This window comes from Centipeda felix, from assembly GCF_900186465.1.
GTDB classification, from domain to species: Bacteria; Bacillota; Negativicutes; order Selenomonadales; family Selenomonadaceae; genus Centipeda; species Centipeda felix.
In genome coordinates this window covers 70,053-94,068 of the sequence record NZ_LT891957.1, presented here as the reverse complement: position 1 = coordinate 94,068, position 24,016 = coordinate 70,053, and the positions used below count along the sequence as shown (strand labels likewise).

At 54.1% G+C, this 24,016-nt stretch carries 30 protein-coding genes; all 30 read left to right on the top strand.

Features of this window, described 5'->3' with window-relative positions; translation table 11 throughout:
• The first annotated feature begins 128 nt into the window (after positions 1-128).
• Complete coding sequence (locus C1713_RS02970) at positions 129-689, top strand: P27 family phage terminase small subunit (protein WP_102492991.1); 561 nt, start codon at positions 129-131, stop codon at positions 687-689.
• Between the two features lie 13 nt (positions 690-702).
• A complete protein-coding gene (locus C1713_RS02965) occupies positions 703-1,968 on the top strand; it encodes a site-specific DNA-methyltransferase (RefSeq protein WP_102492990.1) in 1,266 nt (421 codons plus the stop codon).
• Positions 1,968-2,507: an N-acetylmuramoyl-L-alanine amidase family protein gene (locus C1713_RS02960; RefSeq protein WP_102492989.1), complete on the top strand. Its 540-nt coding sequence runs from the start codon at positions 1,968-1,970 to the stop codon at positions 2,505-2,507. The genes C1713_RS02965 and C1713_RS02960 overlap by 1 nt, the downstream gene beginning before the upstream one ends.
• Before the next feature lie 2 nt (positions 2,508-2,509).
• On the top strand, positions 2,510-2,791 hold the full coding sequence (locus tag C1713_RS02955; protein WP_102492988.1) for a prevent-host-death protein: 282 nt from the start codon (positions 2,510-2,512) through the stop codon (positions 2,789-2,791).
• 119 nt (positions 2,792-2,910) lie between these two features.
• Positions 2,911-3,720 (top strand): virulence protein, encoded by an 810-nt coding sequence (locus C1713_RS02950; protein WP_102492987.1) that lies wholly within the window; start codon positions 2,911-2,913, stop codon positions 3,718-3,720.
• Positions 3,704-3,940 carry a DUF4314 domain-containing protein gene (locus C1713_RS02945; protein WP_102492986.1) on the top strand — a complete coding sequence of 79 codons (237 nt, stop codon included), beginning with the start codon at positions 3,704-3,706 and terminating at the stop codon, positions 3,938-3,940. The genes C1713_RS02950 and C1713_RS02945 overlap by 17 nt, the downstream gene beginning before the upstream one ends.
• Complete coding sequence (locus tag C1713_RS02940; RefSeq protein WP_102492985.1) at positions 3,937-4,113, top strand: DUF5049 domain-containing protein; 177 nt, start codon at positions 3,937-3,939, stop codon at positions 4,111-4,113. The genes C1713_RS02945 and C1713_RS02940 overlap by 4 nt, the downstream gene beginning before the upstream one ends.
• Positions 4,114-4,272: 159 nt before the next feature.
• Positions 4,273-4,551: an Nmad4 family putative nucleotide modification protein gene (locus tag C1713_RS02935; RefSeq protein ID WP_102492984.1), complete on the top strand. Its 279-nt coding sequence runs from the start codon at positions 4,273-4,275 to the stop codon at positions 4,549-4,551.
• Positions 4,552-4,646: 95 nt separating this feature from the next.
• The gene (locus C1713_RS02930) at positions 4,647-6,755 is read left to right on the top strand and encodes a terminase TerL endonuclease subunit (protein ID WP_102492983.1); all 2,109 of its coding nucleotides are present in this window, start codon (positions 4,647-4,649) and stop codon (positions 6,753-6,755) included.
• A 115-nt stretch (positions 6,756-6,870) separates the two neighbouring features.
• Positions 6,871-7,197 carry a hypothetical protein gene (locus C1713_RS02925; protein ID WP_102492982.1) on the top strand — a complete coding sequence of 109 codons (327 nt, stop codon included), beginning with the start codon at positions 6,871-6,873 and terminating at the stop codon, positions 7,195-7,197.
• 98 nt (positions 7,198-7,295) lie between these two features.
• Positions 7,296-8,546, top strand: a complete 1,251-nt coding sequence (locus tag C1713_RS02920) for a phage portal protein (protein ID WP_102492981.1) — start codon at positions 7,296-7,298, stop codon at positions 8,544-8,546.
• Positions 8,536-9,231, top strand: a complete 696-nt coding sequence (locus tag C1713_RS02915; RefSeq protein WP_102492980.1) for a head maturation protease, ClpP-related — start codon at positions 8,536-8,538, stop codon at positions 9,229-9,231. The genes C1713_RS02920 and C1713_RS02915 overlap by 11 nt, the downstream gene beginning before the upstream one ends.
• A 16-nt stretch (positions 9,232-9,247) precedes the next feature.
• Positions 9,248-10,423: a phage major capsid protein gene (locus C1713_RS02910; protein WP_102492979.1), complete on the top strand. Its 1,176-nt coding sequence runs from the start codon at positions 9,248-9,250 to the stop codon at positions 10,421-10,423.
• A 34-nt stretch (positions 10,424-10,457) separates the two neighbouring features.
• Positions 10,458-10,733 (top strand): head-tail connector protein, encoded by a 276-nt coding sequence (locus C1713_RS02905; RefSeq protein ID WP_006306686.1) that lies wholly within the window; start codon positions 10,458-10,460, stop codon positions 10,731-10,733.
• A complete protein-coding gene (locus C1713_RS02900) occupies positions 10,734-11,072 on the top strand; it encodes a head-tail adaptor protein (RefSeq protein ID WP_102492978.1) in 339 nt (112 codons plus the stop codon).
• On the top strand, positions 11,065-11,463 hold the full coding sequence (locus C1713_RS02895; RefSeq protein ID WP_102492977.1) for an HK97 gp10 family phage protein: 399 nt from the start codon (positions 11,065-11,067) through the stop codon (positions 11,461-11,463). Before C1713_RS02900 ends, C1713_RS02895 begins: the two co-directional genes overlap by 8 nt.
• Positions 11,460-11,822 (top strand): tail completion protein gp17, encoded by a 363-nt coding sequence (gene gp17 / locus C1713_RS02890; RefSeq protein ID WP_102492976.1) that lies wholly within the window; start codon positions 11,460-11,462, stop codon positions 11,820-11,822. Before C1713_RS02895 ends, gp17 begins: the two co-directional genes overlap by 4 nt.
• 1 nt (position 11,823) lies before the next feature.
• Positions 11,824-12,423 carry a major tail protein gene (locus C1713_RS02885; RefSeq protein WP_102492975.1) on the top strand — a complete coding sequence of 200 codons (600 nt, stop codon included), beginning with the start codon at positions 11,824-11,826 and terminating at the stop codon, positions 12,421-12,423.
• Between the two features lie 11 nt (positions 12,424-12,434).
• The gene (locus C1713_RS02880; protein ID WP_102492974.1) at positions 12,435-12,749 is read left to right on the top strand and encodes a hypothetical protein; all 315 of its coding nucleotides are present in this window, start codon (positions 12,435-12,437) and stop codon (positions 12,747-12,749) included.
• Positions 12,750-12,935: 186 nt separating this feature from the next.
• Positions 12,936-15,476, top strand: coding sequence for a hypothetical protein (locus C1713_RS02875; protein WP_102492973.1), 2,541 nt, complete (start codon positions 12,936-12,938; stop codon positions 15,474-15,476).
• Complete coding sequence (locus tag C1713_RS02870) at positions 15,448-15,789, top strand: phosphoribosylformylglycinamidine cyclo-ligase (RefSeq protein WP_420852647.1); 342 nt, start codon at positions 15,448-15,450, stop codon at positions 15,787-15,789. The genes C1713_RS02875 and C1713_RS02870 overlap by 29 nt, the downstream gene beginning before the upstream one ends.
• Positions 15,790-15,791: 2 nt before the next feature.
• Positions 15,792-16,205, top strand: a complete 414-nt coding sequence (locus tag C1713_RS02865; RefSeq protein WP_102492972.1) for a hypothetical protein — start codon at positions 15,792-15,794, stop codon at positions 16,203-16,205.
• Between the two features lie 10 nt (positions 16,206-16,215).
• Entirely contained in the window at positions 16,216-17,124 is a 909-nt protein-coding gene (locus C1713_RS02860; protein ID WP_102492971.1) for a hypothetical protein, read from the top strand.
• On the top strand, positions 17,121-18,812 hold the full coding sequence (locus C1713_RS02855) for a hypothetical protein (protein ID WP_102492970.1): 1,692 nt from the start codon (positions 17,121-17,123) through the stop codon (positions 18,810-18,812). Before C1713_RS02860 ends, C1713_RS02855 begins: the two co-directional genes overlap by 4 nt.
• The gene (locus C1713_RS12315) at positions 18,809-19,030 is read left to right on the top strand and encodes a hypothetical protein (RefSeq protein ID WP_102492969.1); all 222 of its coding nucleotides are present in this window, start codon (positions 18,809-18,811) and stop codon (positions 19,028-19,030) included. The genes C1713_RS02855 and C1713_RS12315 overlap by 4 nt, the downstream gene beginning before the upstream one ends.
• 5 nt (positions 19,031-19,035) lie before the next feature.
• Entirely contained in the window at positions 19,036-20,109 is a 1,074-nt protein-coding gene (locus tag C1713_RS02845; RefSeq protein ID WP_102493141.1) for a hypothetical protein, read from the top strand.
• A 1-nt stretch (position 20,110) separates the two neighbouring features.
• Positions 20,111-20,503 carry a phage holin family protein gene (locus C1713_RS02840; protein ID WP_102492968.1) on the top strand — a complete coding sequence of 131 codons (393 nt, stop codon included), beginning with the start codon at positions 20,111-20,113 and terminating at the stop codon, positions 20,501-20,503.
• Positions 20,504-20,611: 108 nt separating this feature from the next.
• Complete coding sequence (locus C1713_RS02835; RefSeq protein ID WP_009438368.1) at positions 20,612-20,797, top strand: SHOCT domain-containing protein; 186 nt, start codon at positions 20,612-20,614, stop codon at positions 20,795-20,797.
• A gap of 34 nt (positions 20,798-20,831) precedes the next feature.
• Complete coding sequence (locus tag C1713_RS02830; RefSeq protein ID WP_102492967.1) at positions 20,832-22,331, top strand: recombinase family protein; 1,500 nt, start codon at positions 20,832-20,834, stop codon at positions 22,329-22,331.
• Positions 22,310-23,875: a recombinase family protein gene (locus C1713_RS02825; RefSeq protein WP_102492966.1), complete on the top strand. Its 1,566-nt coding sequence runs from the start codon at positions 22,310-22,312 to the stop codon at positions 23,873-23,875. Before C1713_RS02830 ends, C1713_RS02825 begins: the two co-directional genes overlap by 22 nt.
• The last annotated feature ends 141 nt before the right edge of the window (positions 23,876-24,016 follow it).

Genomic DNA, 24,016 nt, shown 5'->3' with positions numbered 1-24,016 from the left:
CAAATGCAATACGCTAGACCCCCTAGGGGCGGTCAAATCTCTAAAACCGCGCCGTTAGTGGACCGGGGAGGGGGCGCACGCACAAAAACGTCGGTTCAAACGGGGTATTAAAGGAAGGGGGCGGGAAGATGGCGCGTGACGGTACAAATCGCGGCGGACGGCGCATCCGGGCGGGAGACAAACCCGAAGCACTCGCAGATAAAATCGCGGGCGGGCGCACAGCACACATGATGGAGTTCCCGATGATGGAACTGGACGGCACAGACCTTGTGGATGCCGCCGACCTCTACGGCGAGGAGATGCCGAATCCGAGCGAGTACCTGTCGGCGCGTCAGCGGAATGGAAAGCCGCTCGGTGCAGACGAGATTTTCCGCGAGACGTGGCTGTGGCTCAAGGAGCGCGGCTGTGAGCGTCTCGTGAATCCTCGCCTCATTGAAAGCTACGCGCAGGCATTTGCCCGCTTCATCCAGTGTGAGGAAGCAATGAGTCAATACGGGCTCATTGGCAAGCATCCGACGACAGGTGGAGCGATTGCAAGCCCCTTTGTTCAAATGGGACAGGCGTTTCAGAAGCAGTCCAATCTGCTCTGGTATGAGATATTTGACATCGTAAAGCAGAACTGCACCACCACATTCAGCGGATCGCCGCAGGAGGATCGGATGGAGCGGCTGTTGCGCTCGAGGAAGTAAGGAGGGAAGTCATTTGAACAAAACAACATCGGAGATGAAGCTCGTTCCAATTGAGAGACTCGTTCCGTATGCCAACAACGCACGGACGCATTCGCCCGAACAGATCAACAAGCTGCGCGGCAGTCTGCGTGAGTTTGGATTCGTCAGTCCCGTCATCATTGACAAGGACTACGGCATCCTCGCAGGACATGGGCGCGTTATGGCCGCACGGGCAGAGAACATCGAGCAAGTTCCGTGCGTATTCGTCGACCATCTGACCGAGGCGCAGAAGAAGGCATACATCCTCGCAGACAACCGTTTTGCACTAGATGCAGGATGGGATGAAGATATGCTGCGCGTTGAGATGGAAGCGTTGCAGGGGATGGACTTCGACATCTCACTCACGGGCTTTGACGAATTCGAGATTGCCGACCTGCTCTCACTGGATGATGGGGAGGTGCAGGAAGATGACTTTGATGTGGATACAGAACTCGTAAAGCCTTGTGTCGCACGGTCGGGCGATGTATGGCATCTTGGTAAGCACCGTGTCATCTGCGGAGATTCCACACTGCCGGAGACATACGAGCGTCTGCTTGGCGGCGAGAAGGTCAACCTCGTATGCACGGATCCCCCATACATGATCCAGCTTGAAAGCACATCGGGGAAAATCAAGAACGACGATCTGAATGACAAGGATGCCTACGAGTTCCTGAAATCCGCCTTTACCGCCTTCCACTCGGCGATGGCAACGGACGCTTCCATCTACATTTTCTACGCAACAGCAAAAGCCCGCATCTTTCATGACGCTTATGAGGATGCGGGCTTTAAAGTTGGCGCAGGTCTGGTGTGGAAGAAAGACCGCCTCGTCCTCACACGGACGGACTGGAAGTACATCCACGAGCCGATTATCTGGGGATGGAGAAAGGATGGGCGGCACAGATGGTACGGCGATCAGAAGCAGACTACGGTGTTCTCTTTTGATCGTATCAAGGACTCGAAGAAGGACGGCTGCGGTCATCCGTCCTCGAAGCCCGTGCCGCTTATCGCGTATCTCGTCAAGCAGTGTACGCAGACGAATGGTATCGTTCTCGACGGATTCCTTGGCTCGGCATCAACGCTGATCGCCTGCGACCAGTTGGGGCGTATCTGCTATGGTGTGGAACTTGAGCCGAAGTTCGTGGATGTCGCTGTTGAGCGGTACATCCAGAGCAAGGACGGCAATGCAGAAGATGTATTTTTGGAACGTGATGGTGAGCGCATTCCGTATGCGGATGTACCGAAACCAAAGGAGGAAGCATAATGCGTGTGTTTTTGAATCCGGGTCATGCCCCGGACGGGAATCCCGACCCCGGCGCGTGCGGCTATGGGCTGCGAGAATGTGATGTGGCAAAGAATGTCGCTGACCTTGTTGCAGGCTATCTCACTGCCGCAGGTGTTGAGGTGGTCGGAAAATTGCAGTCCGACAGTCTCCGTGAAGTTGTCTCAGCTTCCAACTCTGCGGATGCCGATGTGTTTATCTCCATCCACTGCAATGCGTGCAACGGCATGGCGCAGGGGACGGAGGTTTGGCACTACTACGGAAGCGGCGCAGGGGAGAAGCTGGCACAGTGCATCCAGAATCAGATTGTGGATGCGCTCGGAACTGTGGATCGCGGCACAAAGGGCGCAAAGCCCGGTGTCAACGGTTTGTACGTTCTGAGCAACACCGATGCGGTCGCTGTGCTCGTGGAGCTTGCGTTTATTGACCATGCGGGCGATGCAGAATTGCTCCGCAGCCGGCAGGATGGATTTGCCCGCGCCATTGCGCGTGGGGTAACGGATTATGAAGGAGCGTGTTGAAGATGAAACTGGAACACATTCAAAACGAGCTGAAGAACCATGTAGGGGACTTTGTGCGCACGGAAGCGAAGGAAGCGACCGTTCTCTGGCTGCATGAGAAGGGGCTTCCTGTGGCGCGTGAAGTGTCGGCGGCGTATACGGCGGCACTGAAAGAGAGTGCCGAGAAGGAGTCAGGATGGTGCAGATTCCGTGACCGCATCTTCCTGCCGCTTGTCATTGACGGGGCGATCTGGATGACGGGCAAGATGCTCGAGCGGATGACTGCTCCTCATTCTGTGAAATGATGACGCTCTGCGGTTTATCTCTCTAGATGGCTATGGTGTATACAACAGATTCTGCTTGCTAATTCTTCCCATACGAGTGATGAATGTAATGACCAAAGTACATGAAGGAGGAAACCACCATGAAGGTCAATTACAACATCCAAAAGGAAGAGCGCAAGGCGATGGTCGCGGCAGTCAGCAAGGCAGTCGGCGAAAAGCCCGTCTATTGTGGCGCACCGAGCTTTTCCTACAAGATCGGAGCATTCGAGATCACGAAGGACGGCGGTCTTTGCTTCGACGATGCCACCGACGAAGCGACACTTGCGCGTGTGCGCACGGCACTGCGCGAGGAGGGCTTCATGTCCGAGGGCGGGGAGAACGAGGGCATCTGCGCAGACACAGGGGCGAAGGAGCCGAGCACAACGGAATCCGCGACGAGCGAGACTCCTTGCGAGGACACGGCGCAGAACGATTCCACCCCGACGGAAACGGCAGATGCAGAAGCTGACTCCTCCGAAGATACCCTTTCCATCAGTCTCCCACGCAGCCTTTTCACCGAGACGGCACTGCAGAATCTGGACGCGCTCCTCCTGAGCAAGGGGCGGCTCATTCGGCACGCCTTTGACATTCGCGAGGCGACCTACACGCTGACCGATGACCGCATCACCTTCGCATGGCTGCACGGCACGATCACCGATGAGACAGCAAAGGCATATGCCGAGTTCATCAGCAAACTCTGCCTGATGGCACGGACGCAAAAGCGTGTCACGGCAAAGGAGAAGATCGTGGACAACGAGAAATATGCATTCCGCTGCTTCCTCCTGCGCCTTGGCATGATCGGGAGTGCCTACAAAGAGTCGCGCAAGATTCTCCTGCAGAACCTCACGGGCAGCAGCGCGTTTAAGAGCGGACATCGGAAAGGAGATGAGCGTCATGCATTTTCCGAGTAGGGAGCAGATCGCTGCACTTCAGCGGCAGTACCAACGCGGGACAAAGGTGGAACTCCTCGGCATGGACGATCCGCAAGCCCCAACGGTGGGAACGAGGGGCGAGGTCCTGGGCATTGATGACGCGGGACAGCTTCTCGTCCGATGGGCGACAGGCTCCTCGCTCAGTTTGATCCCCGGCGTGGACTCCTTCCGCATCGTGCAGAAAGGCGGTCAATCATGAACGAGAAGGTTGTTTCCCAAATCATGGATATCCGTGATTCGGGGCAGGTGAATATGTTCGATGTTCCTGCGGTTCAGCGGATAGCGTTTGAGAAGGGATTCTACGAGCTGGTCTGTTACATCGAGGAGGACCGCGCAGCGTATGTGCGCTTCATCCTCACGGGTGAACAATAGGCGATAGTTTCAGCGACTCAGCACAGCCTTTCGGGGCTGTGTTTCTCTCGAAAAATAAGTGTAGTTTATCCGAAATATGACTTGCTATATTCTGTGTTTAGAGGCATATATACACATGACGAAGGGAACAACCTACACACAGAAAGCGAGGAACACAAAATGAAAAGCGTAGAAGCAAGATGGCCGAAGACCACCACGATGGAGCACCTTGATGAGATGCGGTTCGGGACGAGCGGCGCGATCCTGCGGTACGGCGAGCAGATCCTTGTCGTCGGGATGGAATGTTGGGGCTTCCACGCAGCCGTCTACGAGATGGTCGAAACGCCGGAGGAGACGGGATTCGCGGACATTGAATGCCGCTTGAACCTTGTCGAAGCCGCCACCGAGCTTTTCGAGGACGGCGGGCACGCGATGGCTTGGTGCATGAAGCGCATCTAAGCCACGCCGAACAACAAAACAGCCCTTCGGGGCTGCTTCTCGTTACAGATATTTCGAGTCGCTGACAGCGGCTCTTTTTTGATGGGGAGGATTGCTTGCGAAAACTTACGGACTACAAGCCGACAAAGTTTATGGCAGAGAACGCGCATTATGACAAAGCCGCTGCGGACTATGCCGTGGGATTTATTGAGTGCCTGTGCCATACGAAGGGGACGTGGGCAGGAAAGCCCTTCGAGCTGATCGACTGGCAGGAGCGCATTATCCGAGACATTTTCGGAATTCTGAAGCCGAACGGCTATCGTCAGTTCAACACGGCATATGTGGAGATTCCCAAGAAACAGGGAAAACAGCTTGCTCTCGATACGAAAATCCCGACACCGAACGGATTCACTACGATGGGCGATATTCGCGTCGGAGATACCGTTTTTGACGAAAACGGGCAGCCCTGCCGTGTTGTTGCCAAGAGTGATGTGGATGATACCGAGCAAGCCTATCGGCTGACTTTTCGTGACGGCTCGTCCATCGTCGCAGGGGAACGGCATCTCTGGAATGTGGAGCACATCATCGGCGAGCCGCGATCCATGCTTTGGACAACGGGTGAAATCTACAGCCGAACGATGAGGTACAGAGAAAAATATCGGGATAACGATAAAGAGGCACGCCGCTCCATCATTCGTATCCCTGCGGCAAAGACGCTGCAGATCGAGGGAAGGAACCTGCCCGTTGCTCGCTCCTGTTTTCATTATCTGACAGACATCGTGCTGCTCTCAGAGAGAGTCCCCATGCAGTGCATTCAAGTGGACAGCAGGAGTCATTGTTATCTGGTAGGGGAATCCTTCATTCCAACCCACAACAGTGAACTTGCCGCCGCTGTTGCACTCCTCCTTTGCTGCGGCGATGGGGAGGAACGCGCCGAGGTGTATGGCTGTGCCGCTGACCGTCAGCAAGCGAGCATCGTATTCGAGGTCGCAGCAGATATGGTCCGTATGTGTCCTGCACTCAGCAAGCGAGTGAAGCTCCTCGCCTCCCAGAAGCGGATGGTGTATCTGCCGACGAACAGCTTCTATCAGGTGCTTTCGGCAGAGGCGTATTCAAAGCATGGCTTCAATATTCATGGCGTTGTGTTTGATGAGCTGCACACGCAGCCGAACCGCAAGCTCTTTGACGTTATGACGAAAGGCTCCGGCGATGCGCGAATGCAGCCGCTTTACTTCCTCATCACCACGGCGGGGACGGATACACAGTCCATCTGCTACGAGACGCACCAGAAAGCGAAAGACATTCTGGAAGGTCGAAAGATTGACCCGACCTTCTATCCCGTGATCTATGGAGCGAAGGAAGATGAGGATTGGACAGATCCCGAGGTCTGGAAACGGTCGAATCCGTCCCTCGGCATCACGGTCGGCATCGACAAGGTACAGGCGGCGTGTGACTCTGCACGGCAGAATCCCGCCGAGGAGAACAGCTTCCGTCAGCTGCGTTTGAATCAGTGGGTGAAGCAGTCTGTACGGTGGATGCCGATGGATAAGTGGGATGCGTGCGCCACACCTGTGGATGCCGAGTCCTTGGAGGGGCGCGTCTGCTACGGCGGTCTTGACCTTTCCTCCACGATGGATATTACGGCATTTGTTCTTGTATTCCCTCCGACGGAGGAAAATGAGCCGTTTGCCGTGCTTCCGTATTTCTGGATTCCCGAGGAGAACATTGACCTGCGTGTGCGGCGTGATCATGTGCCGTATGACGTGTGGGAGAGGCAAGGTTTCCTGCAAACGACAGAGGGAAATGTGGTTCACTACGGATTCATCGAGATGTTCATCGAGAAACTGGGTGAGAAGTACAATATCCGCGAGATTGCCTTCGACCGATGGGGCGCGGTGCAGATGGTGCAGAACCTTGAGGGCATGGGATTCACCGTTGTTCCATTCGGGCAGGGCTTCAAGGATATGAGCCCGCCGACCAAGGAACTGATGAAGCTGACCTTGGAAAAGACAATAGCGCACGGCGGGCATCCCGTCATGCGCTGGATGGCAGACAACATCTTCATTCGCACCGACCCTGCGGGGAACATCAAGGCAGATAAGGAGAAATCTATGGAGAAGATCGACGGTGTGATCGCACTTATCATGGCACTGGATCGTGCGATCCGTTGCGGGAATGATACGTCGGAATCGGTGTATGAGAGCCGTGGTGTGTGGGTGTTTTAGGGCGATCGTATACACTCTTTATCTTCACATATGGCCTTGCTATTTTGCCGATAGTACGGGAATATACACATACCGAAAGGGAAAACCGAAGAACCAAGAAACGGAGGAAAAGAAAATGACGAAGAAGGAAATTGCCGAGATCATCGAGAGCAAGGCTGCCGAGTACGGACTCAAGCTGCAGGAAAACACGATGGGCTGGGCAAACGAGAGCAACCACGACACCTGCATCCGCATCGAGGTTCGCAAAGAGAGGGATTATGACAAGACGGATTGGGAAGCCCGCAAGGTTTTCTGGGACATCAAAGCCAACGCCGGCATTTGCCAGATGGGCGGAGATCCAACGCCGGAGGAACTTTTGAAAGCCGCCGACGAGATTGCGCGGGGCGCGAAATTCACAGCCGACATCAACAGCATGGAGCTTTCCTGCATCGAAATTTTCTAAGCTGAAACGACGGAGCACCGCTCGAAAGGGCGGTGCTCTTGCTCTCATCATCTTCTGTGGTAAGGCTTTTTCATACCGTTTTGGAAATGGAGGTTTCCATGAACCTATTCAGCAAACTCTTCCGTTCGCGGGACAAGCCCATGAATCATCTCGGCGGCTTGTCCTTTTTGTTTGGTCAGACGGCAGCGGGCAAGCCGGTCAATGAGCGTACTGCAATGCAGACGACGGCAGTCTATGCCTGTGTGCGTATCCTCGCGGAATCTATCGCAGGGCTGCCGCTTCACGTCTACGTCTACCAAGGGCAGGGCAAGGAGCGCGTGCCGGAGCACCCGTTGTATTTTCTGCTCCACGATGCGCCGAATTCCGAAATGACGAGTTTCGTCTTTCGTGAGACGCTTATGGCGCATCTCCTCCTGTGGGGGAATGCTTACGCACAAATTTTGCGGGATGGCAGGGGGCGTGTCCTTGGACTCTATCCGCTTCTCCCGGACAAGATGGAGGTCAGCCGTGACAGCCGCACGGGCGAACTCTATTACACCTACACGAGAAGCACGGAGGAGAATCCGAATTTTGCGGACAAGGGGCAGATTCGTCTGCGACGTGAGGATGTGCTGCATATTCCGGGGCTTGGATTTGACGGACTTGTCGGCTATAGCCCAATCGCTATGGCGAAGAACGCTATCGGTATTGCTCTTGCAACGGAAGAATACGGCGCGGCGTTCTTCAAGAATGGTGCGCGTCCGGGCGGCGTTTTGGAGCATCCCGGTGTGCTCAAAGACCCGTCGAAGCTCCGTGAGAGCTGGCACGCCGTCTACGGTGGTACGATGAACACGGGCAGGATCGCCGTCCTCGAGGAGGGGGTGAAGTATCAGCAGATTGCCATACCGCCGGAGGAGGCGCAGTTCCTTGAAACGAGGAAGTTCCAGATTGACGAGATTGCACGGCTCTACCGTGTGCCGCCGCATATGGTCGGTGATCTGGAAAAGTCGAGTTTCTCGAATATCGAGCAGCAGTCCTTGGAGTTCGTCAAGTACACGCTAAATCCGTGGGTAATGCGATGGGAGCAGTCGCTGCAGAAAGCACTTCTGACGGACAAGGAGCGGAAGGATTACTTCATCCGCTTCAACGTGGACGGACTTCTGCGTGGGGATTATAAGAGCCGCATGGAGGGATATGCCATCGGGCGACAGAACGGATGGCTATCGGCGAACGACATCCGCAGTCTCGAGGACATGAATCCGATTGAATCTATCGAGGGCGGCGATCTCTATCTCATCAACGGGAATATGACGAAGCTAAAGGATGCAGGTTTATTCGCCAACAAGAAAGGAGACGGCGATGAAACGTAAATTTTGGAACTGGGTACGGAACGAGGGAGAGAAGCGAACTCTGCTTCTGGACGGTGAAATCTCGGATGAAACGTGGTGGGGCGATGAGATCACACCTCAGATGTTCCGCTCCGAACTTCACGCCGCCGAGGGAGATATTGACCTCTGGATCAACTCACCAGGCGGGGACTGCTATGCGGCGGCGCAGATTTACAATATGCTCATGGAGTATAAGGGGCATGTCGCTGTCAAGATTGATGGGATTGCCGCTTCTGCCGCATCTGTCGTCGCAATGGCAGGATCAACCGTGGAGATTTCTCCCTTGGGGATGTTGATGATCCACAACCCGATGACTGTTTCCATCGGAGACACACATGAGATGGAGCGGACGATTACCTTCCTTGCCGAAATCAAGGAGAGTATCATCAACGCCTACGAACTCAAGACGGGACTTTCCCGTGCAAAGATTTCACGGCTGATGGATGCCGAGACGTGGATGAATGCAAAGAAAGCAGTGGAACTTGGATTTGCAGATGCCGTTCTCTATGCGGACGCACAGCGCCCTGTGACCGATACGGCAGACGGGCTGATCTTCTCCCGTGCCGCCGTCACGAACTCTCTGCTCTCGAAATTCGGGCAGGGAACACCATCAAACAATGTCGATGTAGAGCCTCTGAAAAGACGGCTCTTTTCTATTTCACACTAACGGAGGGAAAAAGATCATGGATAAGATAATGGCAATGCGCGAGAAGCGTGCAGAAATGTGGGAACAGGCAAAGCAGTTTCTGGATTCTCACGAAAAGGACGGGCATCTCACAGCCGAAGATGCCAAGGCGTATGAGCAGATGGAGAACGAGGTGCTTGCGCTCGGGAAGGACATCGAGCGCATGGAACGTCAGGCGATTCTCGACGCGCAGCTCGCAAAGCCTGTGACAGCGGCGATCACCAACACTCCGGGGGCAGGATTGTCTTCTGAAAAGACGGGACGTGCAAGCGAGGCATACCGTGCGGCAATGCTCAAGGCACTGCGTACGAATTTCCGGCAGGTGGAGAACGTCCTGCAGGAAGGCGTGGATGCAAACGGCGGCTATCTCGTACCCGAGGAATACGATCAGCGTCTCATTGACGTTCTGAATGAGGAGAACGTCCTGCGCCCGCTTGCGACGGTAATCACCACGAGCGGGGAGCACAAGATCAACATCGCCGCCACGAAGCCTGCGGCATCGTGGATTGAGGAAGGCGCGCCGCTCACCTTCGGGGACGCGACCTTTGCCCAGATCGTTCTCGATGCGCACAAACTCCATGTCGCGGTCAAGGTGACGGAGGAACTCCTCTACGACAACGCCTTCAACCTTGAGAGCTATCTCATCGAGCAGTTCGGCAAGGCACTGGGCAACGCAGAGGAGGACGCATTCCTGAACGGCGACGGGACTCATAAGCCCAAGGGACTTCTTGCCTCCGCAAAGACATCCGTTACCACGGCGGCGGCAGACCTCAAGGCGGATGAACTCGTGACACTCGTCTACAGTCTCAAGCGTCCATACCGGAAGAATGCGGCATTCATCGTCAATGACCAGACCCTTGCAAGCATCCGAAAGCTCAAGGATGCCAACGGTGCGTATTTCTGGCAGCCGTCCTACCAGATGGGCGAACCCGACCGTCTGCTCGGCTATCCCGTCTATTCCTCGACGTATATGCCCGCTGTCGAGGCGGGAAAGATCGTCATTGCATTCGGCGATTACTCCTATTACAACATCGGCGACCGTGGGACACGTTCCCTGCAGGAACTCAAGGAACTCTTCGCGGGCAACGGCATGGTCGGCTACGTCATGAAGGAGCGCGTGGACGGCAAGCTCGTACTCGAAGAGGCTGTGCAGACGCTCAAGATGAAGGGCTGATTTGGTATATGCGGCAAAGAAGGGAGGTGGTTCTATGCTTGTGCCGCTTGCAGCAGTCAAGCAGTATCTTAGGATTGACGGCGATGAGGAGGACGATCTCCTCACGCACTTTACGGAAACGGCAGAACAAATCTGTACAGCGTTACTGCGCGTGAAGAAGCTGTCCAAGGTCGAAGATCAGGCGATTGTGCGCGTTGCAATTCTCTACGCCGTGTCCTATCTCTATGAACATCGGGAGGAAGCGGATCACAGAGGGCTTGCCTTGACACTGCGGTCGCTTCTCTTCGGCGTTCGGAAGGAGGTCTTTTAGATGCAGGTGTCTATGAGCGAACTGCGTCATCGAATCACCATTCTGCGCCCCGTGATGGATACGGACGATGAGGGGAATATCCTCGCACAAACAACGCAGGAAGTCGGTAAAGCCTGGGCCCTCGTTCTGCCCTTTGCGGCGAAAATCTCCGACGGCTATGCGGAGAAGGTGCAGGAGGTGGATTACCGCATCGTTGTTCGTTACCGCACAGATGTACAAGTGACGGATTGTATCCGTTGGGGCAATAAAACGCTCACGCCGATTGCGCCGCCGTATCCGCTTGGCGGGAAGAAACGGTGGCTTGTTCTGGAATGCAGGGAGTTGGTGGAAGATGGCTAGATATCGAGGATTCGTCTCTGCCGAGAAGATCCTCTCGGAGCTTGGTGCAGAGGCGACGGCTGTGGCAAAGGAAGCCCTCGCACACGGTGCGGACGATGTGGTCGCAGAGGCAAAGAACCGCTGTCCCGTCTATACGGGAACAGATAAGCGTGTAGTGAAGGGCGCACTCCGTGACTCCATCCATAAGCGACTGCGCAGAAAGGACGGCTCTGTTTGGAGGATTGCGGCAAATGCGGAATCGCAGGATGGCGTATTCTACGGTGTGCTCGTTGAGTTCAGCCCACGCATCAACCGTCCGTTTCTCTATCCTGCCCTTGATGCCAGGAGGGACAGTATCCGTTCTGCCATCGTCGATGCCGTCCGTATGGCAATACGGAGGAGAGGGAAATGAGTATTGCGAAGATGGTGTACCAATCTCTTGTATGCTCTAAGGAGCTGACGCAGCTTCTCGTACATGGGAGAAAGGGCATCTACCACGGGCGCAGTCCCAATGCGGGGACATACCCCATTCTCGTCTACTCTGTCATTTCCGACGTTCCTGCGCTCTCGGCAGACGGTGCGGAACTGGAACGCCGAATCACGGTGCGTATCCATATTCTGACGAAGGATGGACGTTTTCGAGAGATTCACAGAGCAGTGCAGAATGTGCTTCTGCCGCTCGGCTTTGTCCGTGTGCAGACACAGGAACTGACAGAGAAAGATATATTCGTAGAAATCACAGACTATAAAACAGCAATGGAGGGAGAATAATATGCCAAGTCCAACACCGGCAGCAAAGCCCGCAGGGAATCTTACGAGCGGGCAGTTCATCAACATCCAGAAACTTCATATCGCCAAGATGCTCACCGATGAGGCGGACGGTACGGCGAGCTACGAGAAGCCGATTCCGCTCGGAAAACTGCTCCGCAAGGTGGACATCAAGCCGCAGACGAATCAGGCGGAGCTTTTCGCCGATGGGCAGTCCGTAGATACGGCATCGAATACCGCATCCTACGACCTCACCTTCGATACTGCCGCGCTTCCTTTGGAATACACAGCCTATCTTTTGGGACATAGTATCGAGAACGGCGTGATGAAGGCGGGCAAGGACGATGTCGCTCCGTACTTCGCCGTGCTCTTTCAGTCGGATAAGCGCAACGGCAAGAAGAGATACACCAAATTCTACAAAGTCCAATTCACGGAACCCTCGGAGAGCGGCAACTCGAAGCAGGAGAGCATTCAGTTCGACACGCCGACGCTGACGGCAAAGGCGATCTACCGACTCTCGGACGGGCTGTCCTACGCCAAGGCAGATGAGGAGGCGGCGGGCTTTGCCGCTGAGACTGGAACGAAGTGGTACGAGCAGGTCTGAGGGAGGTCACAATGAAAACACCAATACTGCATATTGCGGGCAGGGAGATCACGCCGCATCCTCCGAAGATGAAGGTATGGCGCGAGTTCCTTGCTTTTTTTGATGCAGAGAAACAGGACATGGATCTTGAGACGTTCTTGGACGAGCACGTCCGACTGATCGTCCTCGGCTTCGGACGGGAGGAAGTGACGAAGGAAGTCATCGACGAAAACGTAGAAGTTGCGGACATTGTGCCGCTCACCCGTGCGCTTTTCCGATGGATTCAGTCGCTGACGTTTTCCAAACTGGTGAACCTCCCAAACGAGGAGACGGGGAAAGAGGCGTAGTTCTTTCTCCGTACCGGAACTTACTGCGTTACTACGAGCGGCTGCAGTCCGCCTATGGGTGGACGATGCAGGAGATTGACGGGCACGAGATTGCATTTCTGCTCGATCAGCTTGTTGTAAAGGCGATCTGCGAAGAAAGATTGTCCGAGCGATTTATTGACGACGTGATGTAGGGAGGGAGATGGAGTGGCAAAGCGCGGACAGAAGATTGATGAACTCTATCTCGACATCGGTCTCAACATCGCACAGCTGCAACTAGATTTCGACACGGCGGGCAAGACCGTCTCAGATTCCATCGCACGCCTGAACAACAAGGCAAACAACATCCATCTGAAACTGGATGCCGATCTTGCCAAACTCGACGGTGTGGGGACGGAACTGGATAAGATCAAGGTGCGTCATCAGGCGATTAACCGAGAACTCGACATTCAGCGGCAAAAGGAACAGATTCTTGCCGCTGTCCTCCAATCCGCAAAGAAGAATGACGGCGTGGATAGTGCGTCCTATCGGCGTGCCGAGAACAATCTCCTGCGTCAGCAGAGAACCGTTGCCCAGACAGAAGCGGAAGTCCGAAAGCTCAACACGCGCCTCAAGGAGAGTGCGGTTCTCTCCGGCACGCTTGGCGGGCACATTTCCGCAGGAATGACGGCGGCACAGGCGGGAGTCAGGAATCTCACGAGTGGATTCAACGTCCTCTCTGCAAAGATGGCCGCTGTTATGGCTGTTGCGGCAACAGGTGCAGGACTGTTCAACATCACGAAAGATGCGATGCTTGCGGGCGAGAACGTCTATAAACTTACACAGCGGCTTCATGTGTCCGCGGGAGAGGCGGCGACGCTCAATCGGGTGTTTCAGCTTGCGGATACGGACATCAAGAGCATTATTCCACTGATCGCTCGTTTGGACAAACAGGTGGGATCTGCGGGAGAGAGCGGCAACGATACCGTCCGCGCCCTTTCACGTTTCGGAATTGAGCTCAAAGACCAGCAGGGCAATCTCCTGCCTCTGAACGAGCAGCTGGCGCAGCTTGCCAAGGGATACAAGACGGCAAGCGAAGCGGGAATGGAGGAAGCGTATACCGCCGAGGTGCTCGGTGCGCGTGGTGCGGCTCTCATCCCGATTCTAGAGCAGTATGACGATCTGATGACTATTTCTTCTCGCGTCAAGACCACGGGACTGCTTGACCCAGAGCAGGCGCATGAGACCTATCTCAAGTGGCGTGCGATGGAGATGGAAGCGGGACAGCTGAAACTTGCGCTTGGTGCGGCACTGCTTCCTGTCGCCGAGGAACTCATGCCCGAGATCAATGACGGCTTTGAATCTCTGGTTGAAATGATCCGCGACAACAAGGACGAGATCAAGGATGCCGTGCTCGGATGGGGCGAAGCTCTCAAGACCGTCGCAGAGCTCGCGGGCTTTGTCGGAGAACAGATTCACAAGGTCAATAAACACGCCGAGGCAAACAGCTGGCTTGTGAAAAATCACCCCGTGGCATCTCCGCTGATTGCTGTTCCGTTCCTCGGCGGCAGCGTTCTCGATGCTCTCTACGGGGACGAATACAAGCAATACCAAGAACAGCAGAAAATCGCCAAAGAGAAAGCGGCGGCAGAGGAGAAGGCGCGTGCCGAAGCGGAGAAGAATGCCAAGGCACAGGAGCAGAATGCCAAAGCTGCAAAAATCCGTGCGGCGGCAGAGAAAGATGCCGTGAAAACGGTCAGCGAATCTGCAAAGGCGACCGCACAACTGACGGACAGTTTATATACACTGACGCATACGGACATCCAGAACAGCCTTCACAGTCTGGATCGCGAATCCTTCGATTTCTTCCAGAAAGGCGCAGATCCGCATCTGATCGACGAATACCGTCTGGCGAAGGAAGCGAAGATATATTCCGACTTTCAGCGCGACGTTGTGGACAAGGCGAATGCGCTCTACAAGACCGATTTGCAAAACAAACTGGACTCCATCGCCCGTGAAGCCGATGCCTTCCACCAAAAGGGCTTGGACGAACTCCAAACACAGGCGTGGCTCAGTGAGAGCAAGGCGCGTGTCATGGAGCAGTGGGAGCGAGACGTTGCTTCCAATATTGACTCCATCTGGAAAACCGAGCTTGAAAACCGCCTTGCAGAGATAGAGCGCGAGAAGGATGCGTGGGTACAGAAGGGACTGGACGAGGTCGAGGCAACACGCTGGGCGGAGAAGCAGAAGCTCGATGCCAAACGCAACGCTGCTCTGGAAGTCCTCCGCTCCCAGAAAGAGGAACTGCAGGTGTTCAAGAAATCCGGGCAAGTTGGGTTGATGGAGTACCTTCGCAAGAAGAACAAGTTTACGGCAGAGGATCTGGGGCTGACACCGGAGCTTCTCCAACAGTTTCAGTCCGGGCGCAAATGGGCGATGGAGAATCTCCTGCCGAATTTCGCTCCCGAGAAGCGTGAGGACAGCTCCCGCATCCGTGTGAATGGGCAGGAGTTCTCCTATGCGGGGATGATGTCGGAACTCGGGCGGCAGGTGCAAGGCGTTTCTTCCGCATCTGACGCGCGGAACAGCGGTCAGACTGCTCCATCCATGACAGACAACCGTCAGATTCACATACAGGTGCAAATCGAGAACGCCGTCACGGAGGACAACGAGGGAATGCGTATGCTTGCCGATCACGTCGCCGACCGCATTCGCCCCGCCGTTGAAAATGCCCTTGGAGGTGATTCCAATTCATATTCACATTGGTGAGGTACGGACATTATCCGTTGAAAACTGGCAGACCGTTCCCGACGATCGTCAGCAAATCATCGAAATTGTCGGCGGCGCGGTCGTGCAGGATTTCGGACACATCACGGAGGGCGACCGTATTTCCTGTACGGTCACAATCACTGCCGCCGACTGGGAAAAGATCAAGAGCTACTGGGACAGCCGGGCAAGGGTGTCCGTGACCGATGAGGGCGGGAACATCCTGCCCTCTATGCGTGTCGTGGTGAAATCCTACGAGTATATGGCTCATTTTCCGAAGGTATATAAACTGTCTCTGGAATTTTGGAGGGTGTGATAATGGCAGAACTGCTGCATATCTATATGAACAATCCGACTGAGGGCGGCAAGGACGGGACGGAGGTGAGCTCAGGCACGGAACTTGCACCGATCTCCGTTTTGCTCGATGCGGGCAAGGGCGAAGAGAAAGCCGTCAAATGTGCAGTACGCTGCGAGAGCGGCTTCCATATCGACGGAACACTTACGGTCAAGTTCGTCGGTGATCATGCGGACAAGTGGAAAGCCGCGACGGATAACAAATACACTGCCGAAACGGCATTGGAGTCTGCCGAGTGGAAAGACAGTATCTCATTATCCAATATTGCCGATAAGAATACGATTTTCTGGGTCAAGGCTCTGAGTACGACAGATGAGCCGCCACAGCAGGATTCGAGTGTGGACATTCAGGCAGAGGGGCTGCTTGTGTCGGACTGAGGAGGTTCGTATGGCTTTCAAATACATCAATCCAGGCTATGCGGAGCTGCTCTCAGTTCGTGGCGGCACGACGGTAACAGGGGAGCAGTACAGCAAAACAGGCATATCCTTCTGGCAGCCGACCAGTGACAAAGGGCTGACGATTTCAGAATTCCCTGCAGAGCTTTACGGGAAACTGGATCTGTACTTCAAAGCACCGGAGAATGCAGACCGTGCCAAACTTACCCTTGCAATTGGTGGCTACATCATCGTTAGTGCGGAAACGTCCTGGAGCAGGTGGCGCATGAAGGGAGACAACAATAACGATACCATTGCCACTTCCGACAGCATTCGCGTAAATGCAGTCAATACCTTGTGGTTCCACGTCAAACCGGGGCAGAACAATGACGGTATCTTTCGGGCACTCCTGAACGAACGCGAGGTTTATAACAAGCAGGACTGCTCTTTTTGGTACGCCTACAGTTCCAGTGAAAAGACCATTACGGTTTACAGTAGAACCGAGGACATTCTCGTCTCGAACCTCATCCTCTCGGATGAGGAAATCAGCCCACGGGAGCAGGTTATCATGCTGCCCGTCCAAGCGACACAGACGGATATGACCGATTGCGGTGATGGAAGCTATGAGGCGACGGCTACGAATCAGGAGATTCTGCAATCTGTGGATACCGCATCACTTATTACGCAGTATGGCGCAGACTCGCGTGTGACGGGGATTTCCCTCATCGGGAATCCTGCCTACCGCACGGCAGAAGGGCTGTGTGCTTTGACGGCGATTGAAAAGAGCGGTGGGACGGTCACTGAATATGGAAGGCATATCGTCGAGCAGAATCTAACTTCCACCGTTATGGACACGCGCACTGTCTCCATGACGATTGCAGAACTCACGGGGCGGCAGTTCGGATGGAGAGCGGGAACATGAGCATCAAGCTGAAACCTGGCATTTGTATTGCGTGGCTGCCGTTCGGGCGCATTCACATCAAGTCTGTTATATATGCCACGGTGATTCCCGTATTTCGTCAGCCCGTGCAGGTCAGCGGAGATACGTCATGTGAAGTCACGTCATCCTGTTCTGTTCATGCAGATACCCTGCGCGATATTCGGATCGTCAAGAAAATTACGGTAACGAGCGACACAGAGCGGCGCATTGGTCGCTGTGGTACGGTTCTCGTAGATACGAAGCGAACTCTTGTCAAACAGTCGCGGATTCTTGCAGATACGAGGATAGAGATTCCTCATACACTGACCTATGCAGAGTTCAGAGAGCGCGGCATTCGCGCCTTCTCCGTGACGCTCGGCGAACTCAGTCTCTCGGATAACATTCAACTCGAAACGGTGAATCCTCTCTCCATTGGCGCGACTGTAGAGGGGCGGGTGATGGACTATGCCTTTCGCTTTCTCGTGGAGGAAACGAGTCAGCGCGGAATCGTGCAGTCTGTCAAGGGAACGTACAGTAAAGACACACTCCTCTACACGCCCATCCATATCTACGTCGAGCGGGCGAAGGTCTCGCGCTATGCGGCGGAAATTGCATCGGCACTCGGGCTTCGGCTTCATCGTCTGACCGATGATTTCACACCGTCGCAGAACTTCGAGGGGAGTGGAATGACGTATCATGACTTTATCTCCGCACTCTTCGGATGGACGGCAAAACTGCCGCAGTGTCAGATCAATGTGTTCATACGGGGCGACACGCTCCATATCATTCAGCGTGGCATGGAGGAATCCGTGGTGGATATTACGAACTGGCCGCACGCGCAGCCGACCATCGAGCGGAAACTCGTGCGCTCTATCTGGCACAGCTCTCACAACGATTCTAGCGGAGCGCACAACGAGGAGGACAGCGTGCCTGTTCCTTTCACCGGCACGATTTCCTTCAAAGAGATCAGCCGAACCTACTCCAACGGCTTTCTCATGCGCGAGACGAATGAGAACGGCTACAGCACCTATTCCTATGATGGGGAATATCTCGCCGAAAAGCGCACGCACAACGTGGACGGTTCGACAAGCCGCACGGATTACGCATACGCCTCCACGGGGCGCGACGTGTATCTCTTTAAGGAATGGGAGCGTACAACAGAATCCGTCAATGATGGAAAGAAGCACACGGAATATGACTGGGAGGATTGGAGCAACGAGAAGGGAACGGAGCGCATTACCTACCACGCGCCGCTCGGCTATGGCTGGTATGCAACCACGGTTTATGTCGATGGCGCATTGGAGGGGAGCAACTTGTCGCAGGGGAAGCCCGGCGGCAAGGCAAGTCAGTTCACCGTCGAGCAGTCGAATCTCAGCCTTGGTGCTCATTACGCCAGTGACGATGAGCTTCCGTACTCCTCGCTCATTGACACTGAGTTTCCCGTTGTGGGCGCAGATTATCTGCGTGTCTTGACACGAGAGATCGAATGGCTCAATCGCAAGACGCAGGAGACGGTCACGGTGGAGATTCGCGCACGGATTCGTAGCGGCGTTCCGGATATTGACCACATTGTCGATTTCACCGAGCGCATCCGTTTTGAGGGATACGAGTATTTCCTTCAGTCCAATACGGTGGAACTCACGCCGCGTCTTTTGCGGCAGACAATCAAGATGGTGAGGTGGTACGGATGAACGGTGTTCTGGGGCTTGCAGCGGCGATACGGGCAGGGATAAAGAACTCGAAGGTGGCTGAATCACAGGCACAAAGGGGAATTATCCGTAACGGGCGCGTCCATATCGGGGAGCGGTCGTATCCTTTCCGTGCGGTAGTGGACTGTAACACCAGTGACGGCAGTCTTGTGTGGGTGCAGATTTCAAAGGGTGGTACCGCTGTAATCGTGGGAGCGTGATGTATATGCACAGGGCGAGGGTGAAAGCTGTGAGCGGGAATCGGGTGCTTGCGGATGGCGTATGGCTTACCTGCATTGGGAACCGCTCCGTTCAGGAAGGAGAATGGATCTGGACGGACGGGCGCTGCGTCTACGGGCATGAAGCTGAGGGTGGCAGCAGCTACATTCCAACGAATGCACTTTCCGGCATACCGCTCCTCCAAATAAAGTGGAAGGATCATAAAAACCAGATGCTCCATTTGTACTACACAAAAGGAAAGATTCATCCGCTCGGCTTTTCCCAAGAGGACATATGGATGGTCAACAGCAGCCGCTACTTCGCGTATGTCTCGGGCTATGGAATGCTTGATGCCGAAATGGATGAGCAAGGGAATCTCTATACCCTCGAAGCAGTGAATGTTCTCGTGTTCCCGCTCATCGGGGCAGATCAGCGTGACAGTGTTCTTTCTGTCAAACGCAACGGAGAGATCATCGCCGCATACGATCTTGTGCCGATGTTTGGTGCTCCCGCCGTATCTGGTCCCACTGACCTCTATAGCTGCCAAACCGTAGGCGGACGGGTGGATAAAGCTGGGAACTTCAAAGTGATGATATGGCACTCTATATCAGAGCATGGGGGAGACGGAAGCCGTGTCAGCACAGACCGTTATGTGTTCTTCGACGGTCAGAACATGGAACCTTGGATGGAGAAAACCAAAACAACGTCAAGAGACACTGTTACAGGGGAATCCCATACTTCGGAAAGCAGATGGAGCGCACCGGATTACAGCATCCGCTATCCAATCCATGACGGAATGTATATGCGCTTTCCTGCAAATCTTGATTATCTTACCCTTGGGAAAAAGTACATTTCAAAGATTTACAGTGCAAAGGATGAGCTGCTCATGGAACTGGAAACGAATCCGACTGCCCGTACAAGCCTCTGCCCACTGGGACAGGGGAAATATCTTGTCAGCACAGGCTCGCCCTTATATTTATGGAAAGACGGTCAGCTTACAGAGCTTCTGCGCGGATGCTATAACTACCGTCTGCGCAGGATGAGCAATCTCAATAAATGGAAGAAAGCAGGGGGTGTCTGATATGGATCAGATTTTAACCATACGTCTGTATGCGGCGGGCATTGGCATCGTGGTCGGGGAGTTCCTCGGCAGCTTTGACGATCTGCTCTATGCCCTCGTCGCATTTGTTGCGACGGACTACATCACGGGAGTTCTCCGTGCGATTGTGGAAAAGAAACTGTCGAGCGCCATCGGCTTTAAGGGGATCTGCAAGAAGGTCTGCATCTTTACTCTTGTGGGTGTGGCGAATGTCCTCGATACCCACATTATCGGCAGCGGATGCGTCCTGCGCTCTGCCGTGATCTTCTTCTACATCTCGAATGAAGGAATCTCCATCATCGAGAACGCAGCGCGGATGGGGCTTCCCGTCCCACAGAAATTGCAGGATATGATGCACAGCCTCAGAGATAAATAACTGCTTTAACCTCAATGCCCGGCGGCTTATCGTCGGGTTATTTTTATGCCCCAAAAGGTGACCACAAGAGCCGTTTTTGTCCGCTGTTCCATGAAGGGAGATGTTGAAATGAGCAAGGAAGAAGGACTTCGGGAAATGACGTATCAGATGGTGATGCGTGCTTCATGGAAAATGCTGCAGAGCGGGCTTTTGTCAGAGGACGAGTATCTTGCGTTTGAAGCGAAAATGCGCGAGAAATATCGTCCCGTCATCGGGCTTCTATTTTCAGATATTGACTTGCTATCGTGCGGATAGTACGGGAATATGGGAGTGGAAAGGAGGGACTAGCATGAAGATACGACGGGTTCAACCAAGCACTGTATTGCAGAAAAAGCTGCGTGTGGCTGCTTATGCGCGCGTTTCTGTGGATACGCTTCACCACTCCCTTGCGGCGCAGGTCAGTTACTACAGTGCTCTCATCCAAAACAATCCTGCGTGGGAATATGCCGGCGTGTACGCAGACGAAGGAATCACAGGGACAAGCACTACACACCGAGATGAGTTCAAGCGACTGATCGCCGACTGCAACGCCGGGAAGATTGATTTGGTGCTCGTCAAAAGCATCAGCCGTTTTGCCAGAGATACCGTGGATTGCCTTCATACCGTTCGACGACTGAAAGAGAAGGGGATTGCCGTCCGCTTTGAGCGCGAGAACATTGATTCCACATCCGAGGACGGAGAACTCCTCTTGACGCTGCTCGCATCTTTTGCGCAGGAAGAGAGCAGAAGCATTGGTGACAACATTCGGTGGGGCGTGCGGCGACGGTTCGCAGAGGGGATTCCGAACGGACATAAAGCACCGTACGGCTACACATGGGACGGAGAGATGTTTCGCATTGTTCCTGCCGAGGGCAAGGTCGTCAAGGAGATTTACCGAAGATACCTTGCCGGGGAATCTGCCTATGCCATCGCAAATAGTCTCGCAGAGCATGGAATTATGGGACGGCAGGGGAGACCCATCGAGCAGACCACGGTAAAGGACATCCTCTCAAATTGCTCCTACACGGGCACGATGGCGTTGCAGAAGAACTACATCACAGAAGGTCATATCCGCAAGCGGAATAAAGGGGAACTTCCCATGTATCTGGTGGAGGGGACGTTCGAGCCTCTGGTGTCAAAGACAGACTTCGATAAGGCGCAGGAGATACGGAAACGGAGAGCCGAACGGGCTGTGAATCGGAATCCTGTACGGATGCCATTCTCGGGAATAGTAAAATGCGGATGCTGCGGAGGCGGCTTCAGCAGAAGAACCGCCGGGAAGTACAGACGATGGGGCTGCAACACAAGAGAGCGGAAAGGTAGCACTGCTTGCGATAGCCGTCCGATCAAGGAAGAGGAGCTTGTGGCTGCGGTTAGAACCGTCATGGAGAAGGATGATTTCGATACCGCTGAACTCAGGCGCAAAGTCTCTAAGATCGTCATTCACAATGACTGTGTGGAATTTCACCTAATCAACGGTCACATAAAAAAGACTGCTCGCATCTACAACGGGCAGCGTGGCAGCAATCCATTCACGAATAAAGTGTACTGCGCTTCCTGCGGCAGCAAGTGTGAGCGCGATACATGGACGAAGGGAGCAAAAGTATGGTCTTGCAGTCAGCCACGCACGAAATGCCAACTGAGGAGATTGCCAGAATCCAAACTAAAGGAAGCGGCAGAATCCTTGCTCGGCGATGGCTACGAGGGCAAGATTGTGCAGAACGTCGAGCGGATTGTCATATCCGATGATGAGGTCATATTTCAACTCAAAGAAGGAGGCGCGTACCGATGGCAAAGACAGTGCGGGTAATCCCTGCAAGTCCTAAAATCTTTCGGTCGGAGGTTACGGCAGAACCAAGGCGGCGCAGAACAGCAGGGTATGCCAGAGTTTCGACCGACCATGAAGAACAGGCTTCCAGTTATGAAATGCAGATGGCACACTACAAGAACTACATCGAGAGCCGTGCAGACTGGGATTTCGTCGGCATGTATTCGGATGAGGGGATAAGTGGAACCAACACAAAGAAGCGTGACGGCTTCAACCAGATGATCGAGGATGCCCTTGCCGGCAAGATTGACCTCATCATCACCAAGTCCGTCAGCCGCTTTGCGCGGAATACCGTGGATTCTCTGCAGAATGTCCGCAAACTCAAGGAAAACGGTGTAGAGATTTACTTTGAAAAAGAGAACATATGGACATTTGATTCGCGTGGAGAACTCCTTATCACGATTATGTCGAGCCTAGCGCAGGAGGAGAGCCGCAGCATCTCGGAAAACACCACATGGGGCAAGCGCAAGCAGTTCGCCGAGGGCAAGACCAGTGTGGGCTACAGTGCCTTTCTCGGCTATGACAAGGATTTCAAAATCAACGAGGAACAGGCGCAAGTGGTGAAGCTCATCTACAAGCTATTCGTCGGTGGACGCTCCTTCTACGCCATTACCAAGGAACTGGAGAAGCGCGGCCTCAAATCCCCATCGGGAAAGGACAAGTGGTACATTTCCACAGTGCGCTCCATCCTCACCAACGAGAAGTACCGTGGCGATGCGCTGATCCAGAAAGAGTATACGGCGGACTTCCTCGATAAGACGCGACGGAAGAATACGGGTGAGATTCCGCAGTACTATGTGGAGGAACATCACGAGGCGATTATTCCGCCGGACTTGTTTGATTTCGTCCAGTCGGAGATAAAGCGTAGAGAGCAGAACGGCAAACATAGCGGCGTGAGCATCTTCGCGAATAAAATCAAATGCGGCAGCTGCGGCGGGTACTACGGTGCGAAGGTCTGGCACTCCACGGACAAGTACCGCAGGGTGATCTATCGCTGCAACAAGAAATATGCCCACAAAGGGAAGCCATGCAGTACGAGGCATCTGACGGAGGAGGAAATCAAACGAATTTTCGTCAAGGCACTGAATTCCTTGGTGGAAGTCAAAGAGAACGTGATTGCGGAACTTCAAGCCCTGATCGACAGCGTTTGGCAGACAGAGGAGATGATAGAGGAGCGTGGTAGGGTAGAGCAGGAACTCGCTGTTTTGGCAGAACGCCTTGAAACACTGATTCGAGAGAATGCACGGGTGGCACAGGATCAGACAGTGTATCTGAAACAGGAAAATGAGATTCGCGCACGCTACATGGAAAAGCAGGCGTATTTGGAGAGGTTGGATGACCAAATTGCCGAGAGGGAGAGCAAGAGGAACATCTTGGAGGGCATGATTCAAGCGGTATGTGGTATTAGTGGGGAGCAGGTTGAGTTCGATGAGGAGCTATGGTGCGGACTGCTCGATCACATTGTGGTTAAGGAGGGCGGAGCGGCAGTCGTTGTTTTCAAGGGCGGGATTGAGACTGCAGTTTAGGGATGAAGATATAAATTCAAGAGATCACCTTTCACGCAAAAGATTCCATCACGCAGAAGATTCTATTTACCAGAATCAGCCTCGCAACAGACGCAGCAAAAAGGACGACCTTTCAGTCGCCCTAAGAAAGATGCCCTTCAA